The following is a 17,675-nucleotide window of genomic DNA, read 5'->3' as shown; positions in this document are numbered from 1 at the left end:
GCGGATGTTCGTCCTGGCGGCCACGAATTGAGGCGTGATCGTCTGATTTTGGCACAAACAGGTGCCGTCGAGGGCTGGCCGGGCACGATGGGGCAGGCGATGAGCGTCGGTCGACAAATTCGACCGCTGAAAACCACTCCGGCGCCACGCATGCAGATAATTTCAGTCATGGAACGCAAATTCACCCAAATCTCATTCCGACAGGCTGCTAGGCGACAACTTTATGTTGGATTGCAGGTGCGTATGGAGGATGTAATGACGAACGGACAATTCCGGTTTGCATATTGCACACCCAAGTACGAGATAACAGTTTCCTTCTATCAAGATGGATTGGGGTTGCCCGTCGTTGGAACGTGGGATCGCTCGCCAAGCGATCGCGGAACGCTCTTTGGCGCTGCTTCCGGCATAATCGAGGTGCTGGCAATGCCGCAGGGTGACCAGTCTGACCACCTTTTCGATGAGCGACCACCACAGGGTGCATTCATGGTTATCGAGGTGGATCAGGTGGATGAACGCTACCAGCGGACAGCGCAGAAGGGCCTCCCCATCCAGCAGGAACTGAGGGACCAGTCGTGGGGCCACCGCAACTTCTGCGTCCGCGATCCGAATGGTCTAACACTCTACTTCTTCAGTGACAGAAAGTGAGCCAAGGCCGAAGCAAAGATGTGATTTTTGGTTCTGACGTTCCTAAAATCGCTGGCGCAAATATGTAGGAACTTCAGAACCACCACACTAGGCCACCGCCAGATTCGCCGTGCTGCGCTGGATCATGCCGAACAGATCGCGCGGATCGTCCGGGTCGGCCAGCAGGTCGAGTTCCTGGTAGAGCCGGGTGCGCTGCAACTGGTCGCGCACATAGCGCAGCGCCGAAAAATCCTCGATCGCGAAACCCACCGAGTCGAACAGCGTGATCTGCCGCGCGCTCTTGCGGCCTTCGGCCTGCCCGGTCATCACCTGCCAGAGTTCGGTGACCCGGTGATTCTTCGGCAATTGCTGGATTTCGCCTTCGATCCGGGTTTGCGGAGTGTATTCGACGAAAATATCCGAGCGCAGCAGGATGTCGCGATGCAGTTCGGTCTTGCCCGGACAGTCGCCGCCGATCGCGTTGATGTGGATGCCGGCGCCGACCATGTTATCGGTCAGGATCGTGGCGTTCTGCTTGTCGGCGGTCGCGGTGGTGACGATCGCGGCTCCCTGCACCGCGTCCTCGATGGTGGTGCAGGGAACCAGATCGAAGCCGAGGCCGGCGAGGTTGCGCATGCATTTTTCGGTGGCCGCGTGATCGACATCGTAAAGCCGTAGCTTTTTCACGCCGAGCAGCGCCTTGAACGCGATCGCCTGGAATTCGGATTGCGCGCCGTTGCCGATCACCGCCATGCAATCGGCGCCTTTCGGGGCAAGATATTTCGCCACCACGGCGGAGGTCGCGGCGGTGCGCAGCGCGGTCAGGATGGTCATTTCCGACAGCAGGGTCGGGTAGCCGGTGCCGACATCGGCGAGCAGACCGAACGCGGTGACAGTCTGCCGGCCCTCGCGGGTGTTCTTGGGATGGCCGTTGACATATTTGAACGCATAGAGACTGCCGTCGCTGGCCGGCATCAATTCGATCACGCCATCCACTGAATGGGCGGCGATGCGCGGCGTCTTGTCGAAACTCTCCCAGCGCTTGATGTCCTCCTCGATATAGGCGGCGAGATCGGTGAGCACCGTTTCGATGCCGATCTTGACCACCAGCTTCATCATGTGATCGACGCTGACGAAGGGGACGATGTTGAGATTGGGGATCGGGGTCATCAGAAGCTCCTGGTAAGGCGGTCCATCACGCGGCGGCCCAGCAGGCTCGCGACCAGATCGACCAGCAGGGTCGCGGTACGTCCGCGTTCATCGAGGAAAGGATTGAGTTCGACCAGATCGAGGCTGGAAACCAGGCCGCTGTCGTGCAGCATTTCCATCACCAGATGGGCTTCGCGGAAGGTCGCACCACCGGGCACCGTGGTGCCGACGGCGGGCGCGATCGCGGGGTCGAGGAAATCGACGTCGAAGCTGAGATGGAGCAGGCCGTTCTCCGCGGCGACGCGATCGAGAAAGCGCGATAGCAGCGGTGCCGCGCCGTGCTCGTCGATCATGCGCATGTCATAGACGCTCGCCCCGGTGGGCAGCAGCGCCGCGCGCTCCGCCGGATCGACGCTGCGAATTCCCATCATGCCGACACGCGACGGTTCGACCGTCGCGGCGAGGGAAGGGAAATAGCCGGCGAACCCGCGCTGCCCGGTGACGTAGGCGACCGGCACGCCGTGCAGATTGCCGCTGGCGGTGGTTTCCAGCGTGTGAAAATCGGGATGCGCATCGAGCCAGAGCAGAAACAACGGGCGGTTCCGCTCGGTGGCGCGCCGGGCGATGCCGGCGACGGTTCCGGCCGACAGGCTGTGATCGCCGCCGAGGAAAATCGGCATGCCGTCGGCGCTCGCCTCATAGGCAGCCGCAGTGATCGCTTCGGTCCAGGCGGCGACTTCCGGCAGATGATGCACCGCTGCGTTGGGATGGCTGAGCATGCGCGACGGCACGGGCGACAGCGTGCCGAGATCGCTGACCCGATGGCCAAGCTCGGTAATCGCTGCGGCGAGTCCCGCCGTGCGCAGGGCGCTCGGCCCCATCTCGCAGCCCATGCGCCCGGCGCCGTCCTGCACCGGAATGCCCAGCAGCTTGCAGTGTCGGTTCGGCATCGGCGTTCAGTCCTTCCGTCCAGCCGGGCTGCATTAAACGCGGCATGGCCGGCGATGTGAACGGGCAAAATTGGCAAAATTATCGGAACAGATTACCATAATGGCAGATCATTCTGCCGGAATGCACAATCGTACGTGAATTGACATGGATGACCTCGACAAGAAACTGACCACCCTGCTGCGCCACAACGGGCGGCGCAGCGTGTCCGATCTCGCGGCAGCGCTTGGGATTTCGCGCGCGACGGTGCGCGCGCGGATGGAGCGGCTGGAGCAATCCGGCGCGATCCTCGGCTATACGGTGATCCTGCGGGCGGACGCGATCGACCTGCCGGTGCGCGGCATCACCATGATCGAAATCGAGGGCCACGCGACCGACCGGGTCATCCGCGCGCTGGGTGGTTTCACCGAAATCTCAGCGATCCACACCACCAACGGGCGCTGGGATCTGGTGGTCGAACTCGGCGCCGCGACGCTCGCCGATTTCGATGCGATCCTGCGGATGATCCGGCTGATCCCCGGCATCACCGCCAGCGAGACGACCCTGCTTCTCGCCACACCGCGCACCACCAAGGCGCGGCTGTGATTCTGGACACTACGCCGGGCGGGCCCGCGGCTTGAGCCGGACGTAAAGCTGCCGCCGCGCCCGCGCGACCAGGACGCCCGAATCGTCGTGGATGTCGTTGTCGAACCAGGGCTGAACCTTGTCGCCGGTGGCGGCCTCGGCGCGGATCGCCGCCTCGGCTTCGGGCGAAATATAAAACTCGGTGCGGACGCGGCCGCGACCGGGGGCGATGAAGTCGATACTCGCTGCATTGTCCCAGATGAAATAATCCGACCCGAGCAAATGCATCAGCATGAGCGCCCAGGGACCGTCGGTCAGGGCGAACAGCGTGCCGCCGAAGATCGTGCCGACGGCGTTGCGGTTGAACCAGCGCGGGGTGATGCGCGCGCGGCAGTGCCGCCAGTCCGGCGAAATCTCGTCGATTCGGATGCCGGAAAACAGATAGGGCGGGTAGAGGTTCATGCCGAGGCGCATCAGCCTCGGCGTGACCTTGCGTTTTGGCGCGACCACCATCGGAGCGATGAAACTCAGACGCCGCTTGTATCGCGCGCTGCGGCATCCTGCTGACGCAATTCCCGGCGCAGGATTTTGCCGACCGGCGTTTTCGGCAATTCCTCGTGCCGGAACTCGACGAGTTTCGGCATTTTGTAGCCGGTCAGATTCTTGCGGCAATGCGCGAGAAGCTCCGCTTCGGTCAGCCGGTCGGATTTCGGAACGACGACGACTTTGACCCGCTCGCCCGAACCCGGATCGGGCACGCCGAACGCGGCGACTTCCATCACGTCCGGGTGCATCATCACCACATCCTCGATCTCGGCGGGATAGACGTTGAAGCCGGATACCAGGATCATGTCCTTGACCCGGTCGATCAGGCGGACATAGCCGTTCTCATCCATCACGCCGATATCGCCGGTGCCGAGCCAGCCCTCGGAATCGAGAATGGCGGCGGTTTCGTCCGGGCGGTTCCAATAGCCGCGCATCACTTGCGGGCCACGCACGCAAACTTCGCCGGGCTCGCCGATCGCCGTCCATTCTCCGCCGGTTTTGCGCATCCTGACCTCGGTGGAGGGTATCGGCAGGCCGACGGTTCCGGTGAATTCCATGTGGTCCGGGCGATCGAGATCGATCATGTTGATGCAGACCACGGGCGAGCACTCGGTGAGGCCGTAACCTTCGGTGATCGGCCGGCCAGTCACCTCGCGCCAGCGTTTGGCGACTTCGCTTTGCGTCGCCGCACCGCCGGCGATGACGAGGCGCAATGTCGAGAAATCGAGCTTCCTGAAATCGGGATTGTCGAGGAAGGCGTTGAACAGCGTGTTGATTCCGGCCATGCCGTCGAACCGCTCCTTGCGGATGATCATCATCACACGCTTGGTGTCGCGCGGATTGGCGATCAGCACGTTGCGGCCCCCGAGCACCATGAACATGAAGAGATTCACGGTCAGCGAAAAAATATGATAGAGCGGCAATAACGTCAGGTTATTGACCTGCTCACCGTGGAACTGATCGCCGCCCCAGGCATAGGCCTGCAGCATATTGGCGATGATGTTCCGGTGGGTAAGCATCGCGCCCTTGGCAACACCCGTGGTTCCGCCGGTATATTGCAGGAAGGCGATATCCTCGTGGCCCAGTTCGACCCTGCGATAGGGCAGCGTGGCACCGCGTTTCAGCGCGGCGGTGAAACGCTCGGCGCGCAGACGATGCTTCGGCACCGCCTTCTGCACATGGCGCAGCATGACATTCAGCGCGATGCCTTTCAGCCCGCCGAGAAGATCGCCAATCCCGGTGATCAGAACGCGCTCAACCGACGTGCCGGGCAGGGCATCTTCGGCGGTCTTGGCGAAATTCTCGAACACGATAAGATATTTCGCGCCGCTATCGGCGAGCTGATGATGAAGCTCGCGCACCGTGTAGAGCGGATTGACGTTCACCACCGTTCCGCCAGCAAGCAGCGTGCCGAACACGCAGATCGGGTACTGCAGCGAATTCGGTATCATGATCGCGACCCGGTCGCCGCGCGCGATGCCGGTGTTCTGGAGCCACGCGGCGAATGCCCTGGAGCGCTTGGCGGTCTGGCGATAGGTCATGGCCGTGCCGATGCTGACGAAGGCTTCGCGCTCGGCATAGTCGGCGGTGTATTTCTCGAACAGGAAATTGAGCGACGGCGTGTTCGCAAGCTCATCGTCAATCGTGGCGGGAACGCCCTGCCGATAGGATTTGAGCCAGATCCGCTCCGTCACCTGGGCTGCCATGGTCATTCGGTTCCTCCGTTATTTTTTGTCATTTTTGGCGCTCAGCGCTCAGCGCTCAGCGCTCGACCACCGCGACCACGCCCTGGCCGCCGGCGGCGCAGATCGAGATCAGCCCGCGCCCTTTGCCCTTTTCGGCGAGCAGTTTCGCGAGCGTCGCCAGAATCCGCCCGCCGGTCGCGGCAAACGGATGGCCGGTGCCAAGCGAACTGCCGGCGACGTTGAGTTTCGTCCGGTCAATCGGGCCGGGCGGTGTATCGAGCTTGAGCCGGTCGCGTGCGTAACCGGCATCCTCCCAGGCGGCCAGGGTACAAAGCACCTGTGCCGCGAATGCTTCGTGAATTTCGTAAAAGTCGAAATCCTGGAGCATAATTCCGAGCTTCTCCAACAGTCTCGGCACCGCATAGGCGGGCGCCATCAACAGCCCTTCGTCGCCATTCACAAAATCGACTGCGGCGGTCTCGCCCGCGCGCAGATAGGCGAGGATCGGCAGGTTATGCGCCCGCGCCCAATCCTCGGTCGCGAGCAGAACGACGGCGGCGCCATCGGTCAACGGGGTCGAGTTTCCGGCGGTCAGCGTGCCGCCGTGCTTGTCGAACGCCGGCTTCAGCGCGGCGAGCTTTTCCATCGACAGATCCGGCCGCAGGTTGTTGTCGCGGGTCAACCCGCGAAACGGCACCATCAGGTCGGTGAAAAATCCGCGCGCATAGGTCGCGGCGAGATTGCGGTGGCTGGCACAGGCAAGCTCGTCCTGCGCCGCGCGGGCGATGTTCCATCGCTTCGCCATCAACTCGCAATGCTCGCCCATCGAGAGTTTGGTGCGCGGTTCGGAATTGCGTGGCAGCTCCGGTTTCATCAGCATCCGCGGGCGGATGGCGGCGAGGGCAGCAAGTTTCTGGCCCGTCGTCTTGCCGCGATTCGCCTTCATCAGCACTTTGCGTAGTCGCTCGTTGATCGCGATCGGCGCATCCGAGGTCGTATCGACGCCGCCCGCGATCCCCACTTCGATCTGACCAAGCGCGATCTTGTTCGCGACCAGCAAGGCAGCCTCCAGCCCGGTGCCGCACGCTTGCTGCACGTCGTAGGCCGGGGTGGCGTGATCGAGCGTGGTCGAGAGAACCGATTCACGTGTGAGATTGAAGTCGCGGCTGTGCTTGAGTACCGCACCCGCGACGACCTCGCCCAGACGTTCGCCGTGCAGTTTGTGCCGGTCGACGAGCCCTTGCAGCGCGGCGGTCAGCATGTCCTGGTTCGAGGCTTCGGCATAGGCGGTGTTGGCACGGGCGAACGGGATTCGGCATCCGCCGATGATCGCCACGCGCCGCAGGCTGTTAGCGGTCAACATATCGTACGTCCTTCAATAATCCGCGCAGATGCGGCTTTTGTTCGCGCCGGTCGCGCAATTCGAAAACCAGCGGCGAACTGTCAGGCGCCACCATCAAACACGCGCCGCCGGGCAGGAAGGCCGGTGTTTTGAACGCGACCCTGACCTCTGCGTGTTCGATCGGTTCATCGGGCAGAAGTTGCGCCAAAGCGTGCGCCTTGGTCCACATGCCATGCGCGATCGGGCGAGGAAAGCCGAACATCCGCGCCGCGATGGCGGAGGTGTGGATCGGGTTGGAATCGCCCGAAACCCGCGCGTAGCGGCGGCCCAGATTTGCGGGTAGATCGAACCGGCGGATTGTCGCGAGCGGCAATTCGTCGGCGGGAAGCCCCTGATACGGCGCGCCTTTCGGCGCATCGACGCCGAGCCGCAGATAGAGACTGGCGCTTTCCCAGACGATCTGTCCGGCGCGCGCGATCCGCGATTCGACTGTGAAAGCCTGGCCTTTTTCATGGGTGATCCACGCGCCGAAACCGGCCATGACATCGAGCCGGTCGCCGGAATCGAGCTTTGCATGCTGAACGATGGTGTTTTCCAGATGCACCAGGCCGATCGCCGGAAACGGGAAGGACGGCGCGAGCAGTGCCGCCATGTGCAGCGGAAAGGCGAGCAGATGCGGATAGGTCAGCGGCACGCCGCCTCGCTCGCCGAAACCGCAGACCTGCGCATAGGCATGGATGCGCGCGGCATCCAGCATAACGCCGGGCCGGAGCAGCGCGACCGGATCGAGATCGCCCGTTATGCCGCGCTTGCGCAAACTGGCGATCGCACCCCGCAACACGGCCCCACCTTCCGGCGGGCCCGTCATCACTCGTGGCGCGATTTGCCAATCGGTCATCGCTCAGGCTCCGATGAGGCTCTGGCCACAGACCCGCACCACATTGCCGTTCAACCCGACACTGGCCGGATCGGCGAACCAGGAAATGGTTTCGGCGACATCGACCGGCTGGCCACCCTGCGCCATCGCATTCATCCGCCTTCCGGCTTCGCGGATTGTCAGCGGAATCGCGTTCGTCATCTGGGTTTCGATGAAACCGGGCGCGACCGCATTGATCGTGGCACCGCGCGCGGCAAGCACCGGGGCAAAACCCTGCACCATGCCGATCACCCCCGCCTTCGAGGCGGCGTAATTGGTTTGCCCAAGATTGCCCGCGTTCCCCGCGATCGAGGAGACGCAGACGACGCGCCCGTTCGGCTTCAGCGCATCCGCATCGAGCAGTGCCTCGGTGATACGCAAGGCCGAGACGAGGTTCACGTTCATCACGATGTTCCAGGCATCAGGCGTCATATTCGCGATCGTCTTGTCGCGAGTGATCCCGGCATTATGCACCACCACGTCATAACCGCCGCGCGCCATTGCATCCTCTACGATGGTCTTCGGCGCCTCGGGAGCGGTGATGTCGAGGGTCAGGCGCTCGCCGCCGATCCGTTGCGCGAGCGCCAGAAGATCGGCGGTGGATTGCGGCACGTCGAGGCAGATCACCTTCGCTCCGTCCCGCGCGAATACCTCGGCGATCGCGGCGCCGATGCCGCGCGCCGCGCCGGTGACCAGAACCGTCCTGCCGGCGTGCGGCGCATGCGAATCGTATCCGTCAGTGTCCTGAGCGACCGGCTTGCCGATTCGAACCACCTGACCGGAGACATAGGCGCTGCGCGGCGAGAGAAAAAACCGCAGACTGCTGTTGGCCGCCCCTTCCGCGCCCGGCGCGACATACAAAAGCTGGGCGGCGATGTTGTGCTGGGCTTCCTTGCCGAGCGAACGGACGATTCCTTCCAGGGCGCGCTGGGCGATCCGCCCTGCAAGGTTCGGCGCGTCCTCGGGCGGTGTGCCGAGCACGAGGATGCGTCCGTTGCGCGCGATCGAACGGATCGTGTCGTGGAAAAACCGATAGATCGCGGCAAGATCATCGGGATCGGCGATGCCTGTGGCGTCGAACACCGCCGAGCCCACAGTGCCGCTGGATTTCGCATCGAACCGTCCTGTCATCAGCCGGTGTTGCGCGGCGATATCGGTCCAGCCGGCATATTCGCCGTGAAACAGCGTGGCGACGGGGGCGGCGGCGAGCAGTTCGGCCAGTGGCGCGGCGAGGCGCCCGCCTTGTGCCGCACCGACAATGACCGGACCGAGAAGATCCGGCCGTCCGGGGGCGAAGCGTTCGAGCGGGGTCGGTTGGGGAAGGCCGATCGCGCCGGTCAGCTTTTTCCCGAACGGCGAATTCGCGAACGCCAGATAGCGATCCCGCGCCATCATTCGGCCGCCGCGCGCGGGGCCGATGCCTTCGCTTTGCGGCCGTTCTGCTGCACCCAATAGGCCTTACGCGTCTGCAAATCCTCCATCAGGTTGAAATCCTGCGGGAAGTCGTCCACCGCGATGATCTTCGCGGCGTTTTCAGCGAAGGCGCGAATCTCCGCCGCCTCATCTGCGTCGATCAAGCCTTTTTGGTTGGCCTCGTCCGCCCAGGCGCTCAGCAGCGGCATGGCTTGCGGCATCCGGTCGACGGTGCCGGCCTTGACCGCGTCCTTGACGCGCCGTTCGATCGCCTCGATCCGCGGATAGGCAAGCGCCGCCGCTTCGAGCACGCCGAGCACCGGCTCGATTTCGGGGCGGGGACGCCAGGAGCCTTGCATCAGCCGCTCGCGAGTCGGGCTCATCTGCCGGAGAATGTCCGCGATATCGGCATGCAGCCGGTCGGAAGGCTGGCGGCGCGGCACGCCGAATGGAAAGCCGATGACGCGCAATGCGAACGCCGCCGGGCGGGCCGGGAAATTCGCATAGAGCGCGCGCAGCGCGTCATAGGCGCGGCCGAGCGCGTCCTGCGCCGCCCAATGGACCAGGGGCAGATCGGCATTCTGCCGGCCGTCATCCTCATAGCGTTTCAGCACTGCCGAGAGGATGTAGAGCTGGCTGAGCACGTCGCCGAGCCGAGCGGTGACGCTCTCCTTGCGCTTCAGCGCGCCGCCGAGGGCCGCCATCGCGACATCGGTGTTCAGCGCGAGCAGAATCGAAAGTCGCTGTGCTTCCCGGTAGTAGGGCGCAAGCTCGCGCGCGGCACCGCGCGGCGCGCGGATCAGCCGACCGAAGGTCAGGCCGTGAAACGCCGCGCGCAGCAGATTGCTCGTCACGAAACCGGCATAGCCGAACAACGCGCGGTCGAAATCGCGCAGCCCCTGCTTGCGGTCGGGATTCGCCGCCGACTGCATCAATGTCATGACATAGGGATGGCAACGGATCGCTCCCTGGCCGAAAATGATCAGGCTGCGCGTCATGATATTCGCACCCTCGACCGTGATCGCGATGGGGATCTGCTGATAGGCGCGCGCCAGAAAATTGCTTGGCCCCATGCAGATGCCCTTGCCGCCGGTCACGTCCATCGCGTCGGTCACCACCATGCGGGCGCGTTCGGTCATGTGGTATTTGGCGATCGCCGAGATCACCGACGGCTTCTCGCCGATATCGATCGCGACCGCCGAGAGGCAACGCACTGCGTCCATCGCGTAGAGATGCCCGCCCATCCGCCCGAGCGGTTCCTGGATCCCCTCGAACTGGCCGAGCGGCGTGTTGAACTGCCGGCGAATTCCCGCGTAGGCGCCAGTGCCGTTGGTTGCGATCTTGGCGGCACCCACGGCGGAGGACGGCAGCGAGATCGCCCGCCCGGCGGCGAGGCATTCCATCAGCATCCGCCAGCCTTTGCCAACCTGCACCGCACCGCCGATCACCATGTCGATCGGGATGAACAGGTCCTGTCCCTTGATCGGGCCGTTCTGGAACACCGCGTTCAGCGGCCAGTGACGCCGGCCGATCTCCACGCCGGGATGGGTGCGTGAAATCAGCGCGCAGGTGATGCCGACATCCGCCTCGCCGCCCAGAAGTCCTTCGGGGTCGTGGGCGTGGAAGGCAAGCCCGATCACCGTCGCGACCGGGGCGAGCGTGATATAGCGCTTGTCGAACGTAACCAGGAACCCGAGGGTTTCACGGCCGTCCCATTGCCGCTTCGTCACCACGCCGATATCGGTGATCGAGGCCGCGTCGGACCCGGCATAGGGATTGGTCAGGGCAAAGCAGGGAATCTCCTCGCCACGGGCAAGGCGCGGCAGGTAATGATTTTTTTGCTCCTCGGTGCCGTAATGCAGCAGCAATTCCGCCGGGCCGAGCGAGTTCGGTACCATGACCGACACGGCGGCGGCGGAGCAGCGGGTCGCGAGCTTCATCACCACCGCCGAGTGCGCCACGGCGGAGAAGCCCTTGCCGCCATGGGATTTCGGAATGACCAGCCCGAGGAATCCCGCATGTTTCGCATAATCCCAGGCGGCGGGCGGCATATCCTGCCAGATCTGCGTGCTGTCCCAGTCATTCGAGAGATCGCACAGATGTTCGGTTTCGACATCGATGAAGGATTGTTCCTCGGGAGACAGTTTGGCCGCCGGAGTGCGCAGCAGCTTCCGCCAGTCCGGCCGGCCGCTGAACAGATCGGCGTCCCACCAGACCGTGCCGGCTTCGATCGCGGCGCGCTCGGTCTCGCTCATTTGCGGCATGATCCGGCGAAACACCGGGAGCAGCCGTCCAGTGATGATGGCCTGTCGCCGTGCCGTGCTGGCGAGCAGCGCCGCCGGTACCCCCACGACGATCGCGAGCACGATAAAGCCGATCAGGCCGATGGTGCCCAGAACCAGCCCGGCGACCAGCCAGAGCGCCAGCGCGCCCAGCCACGCGCGCGCGGAACGGCGTGCGGCGATCAGCGCGCCCGCGCCGATAATCCCGGCCAACCACCAGATCGCGGTCGTGATTGCCATGTGTCCTCTCCCTAATCCTCGTGCATTCGATATGCAGGTATATGGTGGCCCCCGAGCTTGGAACCCACCTTCTGGAGCGGGATAGGCTTTTATTGACTTTTTTGTCAATAGAATTATCGGCAGATTTCGAATGACCGATAAATTCGCCGGGTGATCCTGATGAAATCAGCGCTTGCGGTGCGCGGAAGGCAGCCGCCAGCCGCCATAGAGCGCCATCAGCCGCAGGAACAGGCAGAGCGCCACGCCGGGCAGATCGGTCAGTGCCGGCGGCAGGCCGAACGCGTGGCCGGCAATGACCACGAGTGCTGCGGCGAGGGCGGCGAGCGCGTAAATATCGGTGCGCAGCACGATCGGCACCTGTGCGGTCAGCACGTCGCGCGCCATGCCGCCGCCAATGCCGCTGACCATGCCGAGAATCGCGGCCATCGGCGGGTTCAGCCCATATTCCAGGGCTTTTTGCGTCCCCGCCACTGCGAATATGCCGAGGCCGGCGGCATCGAAAATCTGCACCGGATTGCGCAGGATTTCGAGCCGGTCGTAAAGCACGAAGCCGAGCAGCCCGGCGATCAGCGCGATCGCCAGCGTGTGCCAGGAGGAAAACGCCTCGGGCGGGATCGCGCCGATCAGCACATCACGCATGATCCCACCCGAAACGGCGGTGACGAAAGCGAGCACCAGAACGCCGAACAAATCCATCTCGCGCCGCGCCCCGAGCACCGCGCCGCTGAGCGCGAAGACGAAAGTGCCGATCAGGTTGAGCGCCCGAACCAGCAGCGTGGCGGCGAGGACGTGGTTCATGTCCGCACCGTCTAGACGTTACCGCAAATCCGGCGTCGTCGCCTCGGTTTTCAGGATCGAAACCGCCTCATCCAGCGACAGCATTTCCTGTGCGTCGCCGCCGAGGCGACGGAGTGCGACGGTATTCTGCTCCGCCTCGCGCCGGCCGACCACCAGGATGTTCGGCACCAGGGAAAGACTCAGATCGCGGATCTTGGCGTTGATCTTTTCGTTGCGCAGATCGGTGGCGACCGAAAGCCCGGCGGATTTCAGATTCGCCGCGACGGTTTCGGCATAGTCGTTGGCGTCGGTGACGATGCTGGCGACCGCGACCTGGGTGGGGGCGAGCCAGAGCGGGAAGCGGCCGGCGCAGTTCTCGATCAGGATGCCGATGAAGCGCTCGAAACTGCCGACGATCGCGCGGTGCAGCATCACCGGGCGGGCGCGGCTGCTTTCGGGCGTGATGTAGCTGGCGTCGAGTCGTTCGGGGAGCACGAAATCGACCTGGAACGTGCCGCATTGCCAGTCGCGGCCGATCGCGTCGCGAAGCACGAATTCGAGCTTCGGGCCATAGAATGCGCCTTCGCCGGGGTTGAGCGCATAGCTCACGCCGGCCTGAGCGCAGGCGGATTGCAGCGCGGCCTCGGCACGGTCCCACACATCGTCAGACCCGGCGCGCGGGGTCGGCCGGTCGGAGAATTTGACGGTGAACTCCGCGAAGCCGAAATCGGCATAAACGAGGCGCAGCATGTCGACGAAGCGCACCGTCTCGCTCGCGATCTGATCCTCGGTGCAGAAAATATGGGCATCGTCCTGGGTGAAGGCGCGGACGCGCATGATGCCGTGCAGCGCACCGGAGGGTTCATAGCGGTGGCAGGCGCCGAACTCGGCCATGCGCAGCGGCAGTTCGCGATAGGAGCGCAGCCCGTGCTTGAAAATCTCGACATGGCAGGGGCAGTTCATCGGCTTGAGCGCGAGGATTTTGTCCTCGTCCTCGACCTCGGCGATGAACATGTTGGCGCGGAAATTCTCCCAGTGGCCGGATTTTTCCCATAAGGCCCGATCGAGCAGTTGCGGCGTTCTGACCTCGCGATAGCCGAACTGTTCCTGGCGGCGGCGCATATAGGATTCGACCGTGCGGTACAGCCGCCAGCCTTTCTCGTGCCAGAACACGCTGCCCACCGCCTCGTCCTGCATGTGGAACAGGTCCATCTGGCGGCCGAGCTTGCGATGGTCGCGCCGTTCGGCTTCCTCCAACTGGTGCAGATGCGCGTCCAGCTCCTTCTGGTCGCGCCAGGCGGTGCCGTAAATCCGCGAAAGCATGGGATTACGATGGTCGCCGCGCCAATACGCCCCGGCAACCTTCATCAGCTTGAACGCGGGGCCGATATCGCCGGTTGCGCGCATATGCGGGCCACGGCAGAGATCGAGCCACTCGCCCTGACGATAGACGGTGATCGCCTCGCCGTCGGGCAGGTCGCGGATCAGCTCGGCCTTGAACCGTTCGCCGCGCGCCTCGAAAAACCCGATCGCCGCGTCGCGCGGCCACACCTCGCGGGTGAACGGCGCGTTCGCCGCGATGATCTCGCGCATCTTCGCCTCGATCGCCGGAAGATCGTCCGGGGTGAACGGATCGTTGCGGAAGAAATCGTAATAGAAGCCGTTTTCGATCGCCGGGCCGATGGTGACCTGGGTGCCGGGGTAGAGCGCCTGCACGGCTTCGGCCATGACATGGGCGGCGTCGTGGCGGATCAGCGGCAACGCGGCGGCGTCCTTGCGGGTGATGAAGCGCACATGCGAATCCGTCTCGATTTCGCGCGACAGGTCCATCAGCGCGCCGTCGACCTCCATCGCCAGCGCGGCGCGGGCGAGGCCGGGGCCGATCGATGCCGCGATCATGGTGCCGGTGACGGCGCCCGGATAGTCGCGGACGGAACCGTCAGGCAAAGTGATCGCCGGCATTTTTCGCTCCTTGGAGTGTGAAAGACGGGTGGTTATGCCGTCCCGAAACGGCGTCGGCAACCCGATCGACCGGCAGATCGGCAAGGTTTGCCGCGCGCAGCACGGTGGGCCAGGCGCCGTCCGGGTAGCGCGGCGCGGTGAGCGCGGGGTCGCTATCGGCGCCGAACAGCACGATCGAGGGGACGCCAAGAGTCGCGGCGAGATGCATCGGCCCGGTATCGTTGCCGATGGCGAGATCCGCGCGGGCGAAGACTGCGGCAAGCTCGCCGAGGCCGGTTCTGCCGGTCAGGTCGACGGCATCGGGTGCGATGGCGCGGATTTCGGCGGCGAGCGCGGCTTCGGATTTGCCGCCTAGGATGACGCAAGGCGCGCCGATCCGTGCCGCGAGTGCGCCGAAATGCCCGGTGGGCCAGCGTTTCGCCGGTCGGTGCGGCGCGGCGCCTGGGACCAGGGCGGTGAAACGGTCCGGCAGGGCGATTACCGGCTCACCGCGCAGCCAGGCCAGGTCCGGCGGCGGCAGGCGCGGTATACCGGCCATCGCCAGCTGCTCCTCGATCCGCTCGCGCGTGTGCATCGCGTCGCGGCCCGGATTGGCGTGCGGGTAGGCGCAGCCGCGCGCGATGCCGGACCAGCGCGGCGATCCGGCGAGCCTGAAATAGCGCGAGGAACGGCCCGAGGTTTGCAGGTCGTAGACCATGTCGAAGCCGCGAAGCTGGCGGAGCAGCCGAAACAGGCCAAGAAGATCGTGGACAGCCGGGCGGGTATCGACCTTAACGCGGTCGAACCAGGGGGCGCGGGACAGAAAACCGGCAAAGGGCGCCGTGGTGAGCAGGGTGATCTCGGCGTCCATATGCGCCGCGCGTATCGCGGCGAAGGCCGGAAAACTCAGCACGACATCGCCGAGCGCGCCGTGGCGGATGACCAGGACGCGCATCACCCAAGCAGTTCGTGATACACGGCGAGATTGCCCGCCTGCATCGCGGCGATCGAGTAATGCTCGGCGACGAAATCCCGCGCCGCCGCACCCATGGCGATGCGCGCGTCGATCGGCATGTCGAGCGCGGCGTCGATCGCGGCGGCGAGCGCGGCCGCGTCGCCGGGTTTCACCCGCCAGCCGGTTTCGCCGTCCAGAATGGTCTCACGCGCGGCGCCGTGGTCGGTCGCGATCACCAGCCGGCGCATCGCCTGGGCCTCGACGATGGTTCGTCCGAAGGCTTCCGGGTCGGTCGAGGCATTCACCACCACATCGGCCAGCATGTAGGCCGCCGGCATATCCGCGCAGTCGCCGGCGAACAGCACGCGGGAGCTTACGCCCCGGCGCTTCGCCGCCTCGGCCAGCGATTTCATGTAGGAATCGCGCCCCTGCGCGCCGCCGACCAGGATGGCGATGGCGTCGCGATGACGTAGCCGGGTCAACGCCTCGATCAGTACCGCCTGACCCTTCCACGATGTCAGCCGCGCGGGCAGCATGATGGTCGGCGCACCGTCGGGCAGGCGCCAGTTCCGCGCGAGGCGCTCGACCCGGCCATTCACCGTATCCGGGTCGAACCGCGCGGGATCCACTCCGCCGGGAACCACCCGCAGCCGGTTCTCGGCCACGCCGTGGCGCTCCCGCACCAGACCGGCGATGTAGTGCGACACCGCGATCACCCGGTCGCCCGAGGCCATCACCGCGTTGTAGCGGCGCTTGAGCGGCCCGCTATCGCCATAGGCGCCGTGATAGGTAGTGACGAACGGTATAGCGCGGCGCCTGGCGGCAGCGCGGGCGGCGAAGGCCGGCGCGCGGGAATGGGCATGGACCAGCGAGACGCGATGGGTCTTGATCAGCCTGGCCAACTGGTCGCCGTTCCACGACATGCGCAGCGGATTGCGCGTTTCGAGATCGAGCGCGATATGCATCCCGCCGGCACGCTCGATCGCCGGGACCAGCCGTCCCGACAGGCTCGCGACCAGCGCGCGCGCGCCGGTGCGGGCGATCGCCTCGGTCAGTTCCACCACAACCTGTTCGACGCCGCCGGTTTCCAGGCGCGGCAGAACCTGTAGAATCGCGTAGTCGGAGGGTTTGCGCATCGTTCACCTGCTAGTGTGGTGGTTCTGAAGTTCCTACGTATATGCGGCGGTGCGTTTAGGAACTTCAGAACCAAAAACAACACTAGAATCATATGTTTGCCAGTATCCTTTCAATTCGGAAGTTCGTTAAGACGCCTTAATCAGCGCCGACGATCTTCCGAATCGGGACACTAGGAACGCGCGCGTTACCATGAGCGGCGGGCGAAGGGGAGAGTGCGATGGACGAACGGCGGGGCGTGATCGAGCGGGCGGATGGGGTGCGGCTCGCCTATGCGCATCTGGCGGGGGATGGGCCGACCCTGGTGTTTCTGTCCGGATTCGCGTCCGACATGCAGGGGACGAAGGCGATTTTCCTGCGCGACTGGTGCGCCGCGCATGGCTCAGCGATGCTGCGGCTCGATTATTCCGGCCATGGTGCCTCCGACGGATCGTTCGCGGACGGCACGATCGGGCGCTGGGTCGCGGATGCGCGCACGGTCATCGACACGGTGCTGCCGGAGGGAGAGTTGATTCTCGCCGGGTCGTCGATGGGCGGCTGGATCGGGCTCTTGCTCGCGCGCGCGCTTGGCGCACGAGTCGCGGGGTTTCTCGGCATCGCCGCCGCTCCCGATTTCACCGAGGATCTGATGAAGCCAAGCCTGACCGAGGCGGCGCGAGCGGCATTGGCACGCGACGGTGTGGTGATGGTGCCCAACCCCTATGGTTCGCCGACGCCGATGACGGCGGCGCTGCTCGACGACGGCGCGCGGCATCTCGTGCTTCGCGCGCCGATCCCGATCGACGCTCCTGTGCGGCTGATTCACGGCCAGCGCGACGCCGAAGTGCCGTGGCAAACCAGCCTGCGCCTCGCCGAACGAATCGCGGGCGAGGATGTGTGGGTCACGCTGATAAAGGACGGGGAGCACCGGCTCTCTCGCGCGAGCGATCTGGCGCTGATCGGACGGTTGCTTGAAACCATCGCCTGCGCGGGTTGACGATCCTGCGATAATTCTTTATTTCGATAATAATGAAAATATCAAATACTAAAATCGGCTCCGCCTGGACGGTCGCGGCCCTCGCCGCCCTGGCGCACGAGCACAGATTGGCGGCGTATCGGCTACTCGTTGAAGCCGGTCCCGCGGGCATTGCGGCGGGCGAGATCGCCGAAAAGCTCGGCC

15 protein-coding genes and 1 pseudogene are annotated in these 17,675 nt (G+C 64.7%); 4 read left to right on the top strand and 12 right to left on the bottom strand.

Annotated elements, in window-relative coordinates:
* Positions 1 to 645: VOC family protein (locus L2A60_RS17675; RefSeq protein WP_235705770.1), on the top strand; the 645-nt coding region annotated here is incomplete at its 5' end.
* A gap of 87 nt (positions 646 to 732) precedes the next feature.
* Here L2A60_RS17675 and L2A60_RS17670 read toward each other — a convergent pair.
* Positions 733 to 1,794, bottom strand: coding sequence for an ornithine cyclodeaminase (locus L2A60_RS17670; protein WP_235705769.1), 1,062 nt, complete (start codon positions 1,792 to 1,794; stop codon positions 733 to 735).
* Positions 1,794 to 2,723: an arginase gene (gene rocF / locus L2A60_RS17665; RefSeq protein WP_235705768.1), complete on the bottom strand. Its 930-nt coding sequence runs from the start codon at positions 2,721 to 2,723 to the stop codon at positions 1,794 to 1,796. The genes L2A60_RS17670 and rocF overlap by 1 nt, the downstream gene beginning before the upstream one ends.
* A 145-nt stretch (positions 2,724 to 2,868) precedes the next feature.
* Between rocF and L2A60_RS17660 the strand changes: the two genes are divergently transcribed.
* Positions 2,869 to 3,306: an Lrp/AsnC family transcriptional regulator gene (locus L2A60_RS17660; protein ID WP_235705767.1), complete on the top strand. Its 438-nt coding sequence runs from the start codon at positions 2,869 to 2,871 to the stop codon at positions 3,304 to 3,306.
* Between the two features lie 9 nt (positions 3,307 to 3,315).
* Here L2A60_RS17660 and L2A60_RS17655 read toward each other — a convergent pair whose 3' ends face one another.
* From L2A60_RS17655 to L2A60_RS17610, 10 genes are all read right to left on the bottom strand, one after another.
* Positions 3,316 to 3,798, bottom strand: coding sequence for a DUF4442 domain-containing protein (locus L2A60_RS17655; protein WP_235705766.1), 483 nt, complete (start codon positions 3,796 to 3,798; stop codon positions 3,316 to 3,318).
* A gap of 14 nt (positions 3,799 to 3,812) precedes the next feature.
* Positions 3,813 to 5,543, bottom strand: a complete 1,731-nt coding sequence (locus tag L2A60_RS17650) for an AMP-binding protein (protein WP_235705765.1) — start codon at positions 5,541 to 5,543, stop codon at positions 3,813 to 3,815.
* 49 nt (positions 5,544 to 5,592) lie between these two features.
* Complete coding sequence (locus L2A60_RS17645) at positions 5,593 to 6,879, bottom strand: acetyl-CoA C-acetyltransferase (protein ID WP_235705764.1); 1,287 nt, start codon at positions 6,877 to 6,879, stop codon at positions 5,593 to 5,595.
* Positions 6,866 to 7,726: a MaoC/PaaZ C-terminal domain-containing protein gene (locus L2A60_RS17640; RefSeq protein WP_235705763.1), complete on the bottom strand. Its 861-nt coding sequence runs from the start codon at positions 7,724 to 7,726 to the stop codon at positions 6,866 to 6,868. The genes L2A60_RS17645 and L2A60_RS17640 overlap by 14 nt, the downstream gene beginning before the upstream one ends.
* 33 nt (positions 7,727 to 7,759) lie before the next feature.
* Positions 7,760 to 9,166 carry a 3-oxoacyl-ACP reductase gene (locus L2A60_RS17635; protein WP_235705762.1) on the bottom strand — a complete coding sequence of 469 codons (1,407 nt, stop codon included), beginning with the start codon at positions 9,164 to 9,166 and terminating at the stop codon, positions 7,760 to 7,762.
* Positions 9,166 to 11,709 carry an acyl-CoA dehydrogenase gene (locus tag L2A60_RS17630; protein WP_235705761.1) on the bottom strand — a complete coding sequence of 848 codons (2,544 nt, stop codon included), beginning with the start codon at positions 11,707 to 11,709 and terminating at the stop codon, positions 9,166 to 9,168. Before L2A60_RS17630 ends, L2A60_RS17635 begins: the two co-directional genes overlap by 1 nt.
* Before the next feature lie 165 nt (positions 11,710 to 11,874).
* On the bottom strand, positions 11,875 to 12,507 hold the full coding sequence (locus L2A60_RS17625) for a trimeric intracellular cation channel family protein (RefSeq protein ID WP_235705760.1): 633 nt from the start codon (positions 12,505 to 12,507) through the stop codon (positions 11,875 to 11,877).
* 18 nt (positions 12,508 to 12,525) lie between these two features.
* The gene (gene thrS, locus L2A60_RS17620; protein WP_235705759.1) at positions 12,526 to 14,448 is read right to left on the bottom strand and encodes a threonine--tRNA ligase; all 1,923 of its coding nucleotides are present in this window, start codon (positions 14,446 to 14,448) and stop codon (positions 12,526 to 12,528) included.
* Positions 14,426 to 15,385, bottom strand: coding sequence for a glycosyltransferase family 9 protein (locus L2A60_RS17615; RefSeq protein WP_235705758.1), 960 nt, complete (start codon positions 15,383 to 15,385; stop codon positions 14,426 to 14,428). Before L2A60_RS17615 ends, thrS begins: the two co-directional genes overlap by 23 nt.
* A complete protein-coding gene (locus L2A60_RS17610) occupies positions 15,382 to 16,518 on the bottom strand; it encodes a glycosyltransferase family 4 protein (protein ID WP_235705757.1) in 1,137 nt (378 codons plus the stop codon). Before L2A60_RS17610 ends, L2A60_RS17615 begins: the two co-directional genes overlap by 4 nt.
* Before the next feature lie 218 nt (positions 16,519 to 16,736).
* Here L2A60_RS17610 and L2A60_RS17605 point away from each other — a divergent pair, with 218 nt between their 5' ends.
* Both L2A60_RS17605 and L2A60_RS17600 read left to right on the top strand, forming a co-directional pair.
* Positions 16,737 to 17,492 carry an alpha/beta hydrolase gene (locus L2A60_RS17605; protein WP_235705756.1) on the top strand — a complete coding sequence of 252 codons (756 nt, stop codon included), beginning with the start codon at positions 16,737 to 16,739 and terminating at the stop codon, positions 17,490 to 17,492.
* Positions 17,493 to 17,524: 32 nt separating this feature from the next.
* Positions 17,525 to 17,675: pseudogene (locus tag L2A60_RS17600) on the top strand (ArsR/SmtB family transcription factor); the annotation flags it as partial.

This window comes from Acidiphilium iwatense (assembly GCF_021556475.1).
Taxonomy (GTDB): Bacteria; Pseudomonadota; Alphaproteobacteria; order Acetobacterales; family Acetobacteraceae; genus Acidiphilium; species Acidiphilium iwatense.
The sequence above is the reverse complement of the archived record's forward strand: the minus strand, read 5'-3'. Positions and strand labels throughout refer to the sequence as shown.

Coding starts and splice junctions, on each gene's coding strand:
- L2A60_RS17670 (WP_235705769.1), bottom strand. CDS start 1,794: ATGACCCCGATCCCCAATCTCAACATCGTCCCCTTCGTCAGCGTCGAT.
- rocF (WP_235705768.1), bottom strand. CDS start 2,723: ATGCCGAACCGACACTGCAAGCTGCTGGGCATTCCGGTGCAGGACGGC.
- L2A60_RS17660 (WP_235705767.1), top strand. CDS start 2,869: ATGGATGACCTCGACAAGAAACTGACCACCCTGCTGCGCCACAACGGG.
- L2A60_RS17655 (WP_235705766.1), bottom strand. CDS start 3,798: ATGGTGGTCGCGCCAAAACGCAAGGTCACGCCGAGGCTGATGCGCCTC.
- L2A60_RS17650 (WP_235705765.1), bottom strand. CDS start 5,543: ATGACCATGGCAGCCCAGGTGACGGAGCGGATCTGGCTCAAATCCTAT.
- L2A60_RS17645 (WP_235705764.1), bottom strand. CDS start 6,879: ATGTTGACCGCTAACAGCCTGCGGCGCGTGGCGATCATCGGCGGATGC.
- L2A60_RS17640 (WP_235705763.1), bottom strand. CDS start 7,726: ATGACGGGCCCGCCGGAAGGTGGGGCCGTGTTGCGGGGTGCGATCGCC.
- L2A60_RS17635 (WP_235705762.1), bottom strand. CDS start 9,166: ATGGCGCGGGATCGCTATCTGGCGTTCGCGAATTCGCCGTTCGGGAAA.
- L2A60_RS17630 (WP_235705761.1), bottom strand. CDS start 11,709: ATGGCAATCACGACCGCGATCTGGTGGTTGGCCGGGATTATCGGCGCG.
- L2A60_RS17625 (WP_235705760.1), bottom strand. CDS start 12,507: ATGAACCACGTCCTCGCCGCCACGCTGCTGGTTCGGGCGCTCAACCTG.
- thrS (WP_235705759.1), bottom strand. CDS start 14,448: ATGCCGGCGATCACTTTGCCTGACGGTTCCGTCCGCGACTATCCGGGC.
- L2A60_RS17610 (WP_235705757.1), bottom strand. CDS start 16,518: ATGCGCAAACCCTCCGACTACGCGATTCTACAGGTTCTGCCGCGCCTG.
- L2A60_RS17605 (WP_235705756.1), top strand. CDS start 16,737: ATGGACGAACGGCGGGGCGTGATCGAGCGGGCGGATGGGGTGCGGCTC.